A 5531-nucleotide genomic window follows, 5' to 3' on the forward strand; every position below is an offset into this window, starting at 1 on the left:
TGCATGAGGGCAAGGACGCACTCTTTACCGACATTGCCTATGAGGCGCCGGTGCGCGAACTCATTGACGCGGGATACCTGAGCCCACTGGTTTCAAAACAACCGGACACACGGTTGGACGTCTCTAAGGTCGGCACCCGTGCCGGGGACTTCATTGCGCGCGATCTGGCAGCCGCAGTCGACCAGGAGGCGACCACGCGGGCGGCAGTCAGCGAGATCATTGCACATGGCCGCGAGCGCAAATCCTGGCTGGCGTTTTGCTCTGGCGTGGATCATGCCCGCCACGTCGCCGAAGAGTTCGGGCGTCAAGGCATCACCTGTGAGACGATTTTTGGGTACACACCCAAGGACGCGCGCGATGCCATTATCGCAGCCTTCAAGCGCGGCGAAATCCGCGCACTGGCCTCGATGGGCGTGCTCACGACCGGGTTCAACGCGCCGGCCGTCGATCTGATCGCGTTGCTGCGTCCTACCAAATCCGCAGGGCTCTATGTGCAGATGGTGGGTCGTGGCACGCGCCTCGCCCCCGGCAAGGAGAACTGCCTGGTTCTCGACTTTGCAGGCAATGTCCGCTGCCACGGACCGATCGATCTGGTCCGCCCGAAACGCCCCGGCGATGGCGGAGGTGGCGAGGCACCCACAAAGGTCTGCCCGGAGTGCGACAGCATCATTGCGCTCTCGGCAACGGAATGCTCGGACTGCGGTTATGTCTTCCCAGCACGTGAGGTGAAGATCACCCCCACAGCGGCCACGCTCCCGGTTTTGTCGGCGAAAGTCCAATGGCTGCAGGTCCATGGTGTGTCTTACAGCCGTCATGATAAGCGCGGCGGGCGTCCCTCACTGAAGGTCACCTATAGCTGCGGGCTCAAGTCCTACAACGAATGGGTCTGTGTCGAGCATCAGGGCTATGCGCGCCAGAAGGCGCTCGAGTGGTGGCGCAAGCGCGCGCCGGGCTGCCCGATGCCGCGCACTGTCGATGATGCTATTGCGCAGGCGGGGCAACTGACCCGGCCAACCGCGATCTCGGTGCGCCCGTCTGGCCGCTTTCTCGAAATCTCCGGCTACAGGTTTGATCCATGCGCCACATCAACTCCGGCCTCTGCGCCGTCTGCCACCGGGAACCTCGCGGGTTTGGTTGGTTCAACCCCGCATTCATTGTCTCAGACCCGCGGCGGGACCAAAGCCGTAAACGCCTCTGTTCTCGCACCTGCCAGGACATCTGTCACAGGAGGACAGGTATGATCGATCCCACCCCAAATGAAATGCAGGCCATGAGTGTTGGCGGCCAATATGGTGGCGAATACCTCGAGAGTATCGGCAAATCGGATCTCGCCACCCTGACTGAGACCGAGTGGGATCGCTTTCTTGATGCGGTCATCACCGGATATTGTGAACAACTGCGCGCGCTTGCGGGTCAAGACCGCACACGGCTCGACGCCATGACCCCGGAGGTGCCGTTCTGATGGCTGAGACATCGTATATGGCGCGGTTTGGCGCACGGCTGGTCACCAATGGCTATGGCATCCTGCCAATCGGCCCGGGTACCAAAAAGCCCGGCCAGTTTAAGCGTGGATCATGGGCGGACTATCCTGAATGGAACCGGCACACCGAGCGCCAAACCACGGAGGTGGAGGTGACGACATGGGCGACCTGGCCCGAGTGTGGCATCGGGCTTGTTGGCGGCGCGGTTGCGGCTGTCGATATTGACGTCGTTGAGGATGCGGAACTTGCGCTCCAGATCGAGAAACTGGCGCGTGAACGGCTGGGGGATACCCCGGCGCTGCGCATTGGCAAGGCGCCAAAGCGGATGCTGATCTATCGCACAGAAACCCCTTTCCGGGGCATCAAACGTCATCCGCTGGAGGTGCTTTGCCTGGGGCAGCAGTTCGTGGCCTACGCAAACCACCCGGACACTGGCGCGCCCTATGCCTGGCCAGAGGAAGGGCTGGCTGATCTCGATATCACGGAGCTGCCTGAAATCACCGCAGAGATGGCGCGCGCCTTTCTTGATGAGGCCTATGCGCTGTTGCCCGAGGACTTGCGCCAACGTGGCCTTGCGACAGGATCACCTGCCACGGAGCACCTTCAGGCCCATAGCCAGATGGGAACATTGCCGGCCATTGAGGCCGCGCTGAAATGGCTGCCCAATGCGGAGTTGGATTATGACAGCTGGGTGCGGATTGGCATGGCGCTGAAGGGAGCGCTTGGCGACGCCGGGGGCGATATCTTTGCTGGCTGGTCAGCGCAGGCCGCAAAGGATGTGCCCGCGGCGACCGCTAAGGCCTGGGCCAGTTTCAAACCCGACCGGATTGGCGCCGGCACGATCTATCATCTCGCGATGGAGCGCGGATGGCAACCTGATGCCTCGCTATGTCTGGACGGTGCTGTGGCCTGTGATGGCGAGCACCCCGCGGCGGGGCTGTTGTCCAAGCTGGGAGAGCGGCCCGAGGTTGATGAGGAACCAACGGTCATCTCGCCATTCACGCTGGTCATGCCGGATGGATTGGTGGGGGATCTGACCGATTACATGTTATCGACAGCCCGGCGTCCGCAGCCACTTTTGTCGCTCGGTGCTAGCCTCTGCGCGATTGGTGCGCTCATGGGGCGGCAGTATCGCACCGAGAGCAACCTGCGCTCGAACCTGTATGTCGTGGGTATTGCGGATAGCGGATCAGGCAAGAACCACGCCCGCGAGATCATCAACGAGGTCTTTTTCGAGGCGGGGCTGGCCCATCATCTGGGCGGCAATAAGATCGCCTCCGGCGCGGGGCTTTTGACCGCGCTGCATCGCCAGCCTGCGATCCTCTTCCAGATCGATGAGTTTGGGATGTTCCTCGCAGCGGCAGCCGACCGGCGGCGCAGTCCACGTCATATCACCGAAATCCTCGACAATATGACCGAGCTTTACACGGCTGCGGGCGGGATTTTCCTCGGTGCGGAATATGCCAACCGTGATGGCTCAAATGAGCGGCGGGATATCAATCAACCCTGCCTGAGTGTCTATGGCACTACGACGCCTTTACACTTCTGGGGCGCATTGCAGGGCGCAAACGTCGTCGACGGCTCGCTGGCCCGCTTTCTGATCTTGCCGAGTGATGAGGATTATCCAGACGAGAACATCGCTGTGGGCATGCGCCAGGCGGATCCCGCGCTGATCGCTGGGTTGCAAAGCGTGGCCTCAGGTGGTGGGCACCAGAAAGGCAATCTTGCGGGCAAGACGGCCGATCAGAACACTGCGGTGAACCCAACTATTGTGCCGATGACTGAGGAGGCCCGGGCCCGGTTTCGACTGCTCAGCGCAGAGCTGACGGGGGAGTTGCGCGCAGCAAGTGGAACTGCCTTCACGGCGATCCTGGCCCGTATTGGGGAGAACGCATTGAAGCTGGCGCTGATTGTGGCGGTAGGGCGCGATCCGACAAACCCTGCGATCGACCTCCCGGCCGCAGATTGGGCCATTGATTTTGTGCGCCATTATGCGCGGCGGACCATGGAGGCTGTTGAACGCCATGTCGCTGACACCGAGACGGAAGCGCATCTCAAGCGGTTGAAGGAGATCATTCGGGCGGCAGGTGCGAAAGGCATCGCCAAATCCGAAATCACGCGCGCCTCACAATGGCTCAAGTCGCGTGACCGTGATGAGATCCTGCTGACCTTGATCGAAAGCGGGGATGTGACCACGGGCATGCGAGGTTCATCGACCAAGCAGGCCATGGTGTACAGGTTAGCCAAGTGGCATGGCCCATGGCGAGATACTTCAGGGCGCAAAATCAGTCAGAAGGAACCTTGATAATGCATAAGGCTTTAGAATTTATGGAAAAAGTGAGATCTCTCACGTTCTTCAATCTTTCAAGAGGATACCTATCCCCCTCGCGTGTACGCGCGCGATATTAAAAGAGAGTGACCTACCTTATGTAATATATAATAATTGAATAATTATATAATACGCATGTTGGTCAACGGGTTAGGTGGAGTGAATCTTCATTTGACCCATTTTGAAACCTAGAACAATCCGCCGGGCGGCCTCGTCGCCCCGCGCCTGACTTGACCAGACCACCCTTCGGGGCCTGGCGAGACCGCAGCCTTCACCGGCCAGCCCTCTCGCCTTGCTCATCAAATCGAAGAGGAGGTCTGCATGACCCAACCCAAACAAACCCCGCGCTGCATATTAGCGCTCGATCTGGGCACGACCACCGGCTGGGCCATCCGTGACTTTGATGGCCTGATCACCAGCGGCACCGCCAGCTTCAAGCCCGGCCGCTACGATGGCGGTGGTATGCGCTATCTGCGGTTCACCAACTGGCTAACGGAATTTGATCGGCTGTCTGGACCGATTGCAACGATCTGGTTCGAAGAAGTTCGCCGCCACGCTGGTACTGACGCAGCCCATGTTTATGGAGGCCTCATGGCCTCACTGACCAGTTGGGGCGAGCTGAGGGGCATTCCCTATGAGGGCGTGCCGGTGGGCACGATCAAGCATCACGCCACCGGCAAGGGCAACGCCAACAAGGACGCCATGATCGCCGCCGCACGGGCGCGTGGGTTCAGCCCCGCTGATGACAATGAGGCAGATGCTATCGCCATCCTGCACTGGGCCATTGAGACCCGGGGAGGTGTGGCATGAGGTTCACTCCGAAAGGCTATGGCGGACACCGCCGTGATCCTGAACAGGTCAAACGGGACGGTTGGCACGAACAGGGTTTGCTGGCTGTCAGCGTCGACGATCAACGCCTGACCTGGCCGGAACGTGAATTGGTCGAGCAATTGGGTGCAAAACTCTACGGGCCACGCCCCAAAGGGGAGGTGCGCCATGGGTGAGAAAAAGATCTGGACCGCCGACGATGTCGCGGATCATTTCGAAGAAGCGTTCCGTACGCTGCGCAAGCTGCCACCGGTCAAGGCAAAGGGGTACTTCAACGCCTGGCCTGACATCGCGCGGACCAGCCGCGAGATCGCTGCTATGGAACCGCAGCCGATGCGGGTCTGGCCGTCGGCGGCGTCGATCACACGGCTTGAGCAGACCTTCGATTGGGTGCTTTGGATTGACGAGGCCGAGCGCAAGCTGATCTGGTCGCGGGCGGCGCGTGTGCCTTGGAAGCAGATCAGCGGTGAACTTGGCGTTGACCGCACGACGGCATGGCGCAAGCACAAGCTCGCATTGACCAAGATCGCGTCGCGCCTGAATGTCTGAACGACTCCAATATGTTGCAACACTTTTGTGTTCGACACATGCAACAGTTTCGTGCTATCCGTAGGGCATAATGGGGAGAGTGCGTTGGAAGACGGCTCTCCCCGTTTTTGTTGGTGGACACTTCGCTGGCTTCTGGTTTCCAGCCAGGGGTCCAGCTGGCATCCAGCGCACTAACCCACTGAATTCGCGGGTCCTTCCTGGCTCCAAACGTATACGGGGGGGCGAGGCGCGAGGCTTTCCCAGTGACACCGGCAAAAACACCCGTTTCGTTTCGTTTTGACGCGAACCCCAATAAACACTGGGCCTGAAGGCTCGTAAAACCCCTTTGAAACGAAACGGGGGTC

6 protein-coding genes are annotated in these 5531 nt (G+C 60.2%); all 6 read left to right on the plus strand.

The annotated features are described in order from the left end of the window. A partial coding sequence (locus tag TL5118_RS04725) for a DEAD/DEAH box helicase (RefSeq protein WP_058260756.1) occupies positions 1–1241 on the plus strand: 1241 nt, incomplete at its 5' end. Continuing rightward, positions 1238–1462: a DUF6511 domain-containing protein gene (locus TL5118_RS21075; RefSeq protein WP_058243157.1), complete on the plus strand. Its 225-nt coding sequence runs from the start codon at positions 1238–1240 to the stop codon at positions 1460–1462. The genes TL5118_RS04725 and TL5118_RS21075, both read left to right, overlap by 4 nt. Continuing rightward, positions 1462–3786: a DUF3987 domain-containing protein gene (locus TL5118_RS04735; protein ID WP_058243156.1), complete on the plus strand. Its 2325-nt coding sequence runs from the start codon at positions 1462–1464 to the stop codon at positions 3784–3786. The genes TL5118_RS21075 and TL5118_RS04735 overlap by 1 nt, the downstream gene beginning before the upstream one ends. A 345-nt stretch (positions 3787–4131) precedes the next feature. Next, the gene (locus tag TL5118_RS04740; RefSeq protein ID WP_058243155.1) at positions 4132–4620 is read left to right on the plus strand and encodes a crossover junction endodeoxyribonuclease RuvC; all 489 of its coding nucleotides are present in this window, start codon (positions 4132–4134) and stop codon (positions 4618–4620) included. Next, positions 4617–4814 (plus strand): hypothetical protein, encoded by a 198-nt coding sequence (locus TL5118_RS04745; protein ID WP_058260757.1) that lies wholly within the window; start codon positions 4617–4619, stop codon positions 4812–4814. Before TL5118_RS04740 ends, TL5118_RS04745 begins: the two co-directional genes overlap by 4 nt. Continuing rightward, positions 4807–5187 (plus strand): DUF6362 family protein, encoded by a 381-nt coding sequence (locus TL5118_RS04750; RefSeq protein WP_058260758.1) that lies wholly within the window; start codon positions 4807–4809, stop codon positions 5185–5187. The genes TL5118_RS04745 and TL5118_RS04750 overlap by 8 nt, the downstream gene beginning before the upstream one ends. The last annotated feature ends 344 nt before the right edge of the window (positions 5188–5531 follow it).

It is taken from the genome of Thalassovita autumnalis (genome assembly GCF_001458255.1).
In the GTDB taxonomy this organism is placed as follows: Bacteria; Pseudomonadota; Alphaproteobacteria; order Rhodobacterales; family Rhodobacteraceae; genus Thalassobius; species Thalassobius autumnalis.